This window comes from Leisingera sp. ANG-M6 (assembly GCF_000813905.1).
Taxonomy (GTDB): domain Bacteria; phylum Pseudomonadota; class Alphaproteobacteria; order Rhodobacterales; family Rhodobacteraceae; genus Leisingera.
In genome coordinates this window covers 1-1,005 of the sequence record NZ_JWLG01000045.1, presented here as the reverse complement: position 1 = coordinate 1,005, position 1,005 = coordinate 1, and the positions used below count along the sequence as shown (strand labels likewise).

The window sequence follows — 1,005 nt, the reverse complement described above, 5'->3', positions numbered from 1 at the left end:
TCGCACCTGCCGACCAGGCGCACGCTGGACAAGCTCGGCATCCCCAGAACGACCTTCTACCGCTGGTATGATCGGTATTTGTCCGGCGGCCCTGAGGCGCTGAAAGATCGCAGTCCCAGGCCGTCGCGGGTCTGGAACCGCATCCCTGAGCCGGTGCGCGAGAAGATCAAGGACCTGGCCCTGCAGGAAAGCGATCTGTCGCCGCGCGAGTTGGCCGTGCAATTCACTGACACGGAAAAGTATTTTGTGTCAGAGGCTTCGGTCTATCGCATCCTCAAGTCCTACGACCTGATCACCAGCCCGGCCTATGTGGTTCTGTCCGCCTCTGACGAGTTCCGTGACAAGACGACCCGACCGAACCAGCTTTGGCAGACCGACTTTACCTACCTGAAGGTCATCGGCTGGGGCTGGTTCTACCTGTCCACGATCCTCGACGATTACAGCCGCTACATCATCGCCTGGAAACTTTGCACGACGATGAAGTCAGGCGATGTGACCGACACGCTCGACCTGGCGCTGCAGGCTTCGGGTTGTGATCAGGCGAAGGTCCTGCACAAGCCCCGCCTGCTCAGTGACAACGGGTCGAGTTACATCTCGGGCGAGTTGGCCGATTGGCTGGAAGATCGGCAGATGGATCATGTCCGCGGTGCCCCATATCACCCGCAAACCCAAGGCAAGATCGAGCGCTGGCACCAGACCCTGAAGAACCGCATCCTGCTGGAGAACTACTTCCTGCCCGGCGATCTCAGGCAGAAGATCGACGCCTTCGTCGAGCATTACAACCACCGACGATACCACGAGAGCCTGCAGAACCTCACCCCGGCCGATGTCTACTTCGGGCGCGGCCAGACCATCCTGAAACAACGAGAAAGGATCAAACGAAAGACTATCGAAACCCGGCGCTTGCTTCACCGAAGATCCGCCGCATAATCAAACCAACCAGATGAGCCAGACCCTCTCTTCGCTCAGGCAGCCAAATGGCCCAAAATCTCTGACGACGGACAG

At 58.9% G+C, this 1,005-nt stretch carries 1 protein-coding gene; it reads left to right on the top strand.

Features of this window, described 5'->3' with window-relative positions; translation table 11 throughout:
- On the top strand, window positions 1–930 hold a 930-nt coding region (locus tag RA24_RS21550; RefSeq protein WP_039194376.1), incomplete at its 5' end, for an IS3 family transposase.
- Window positions 931–1,005 lie beyond the last annotated feature (75 nt).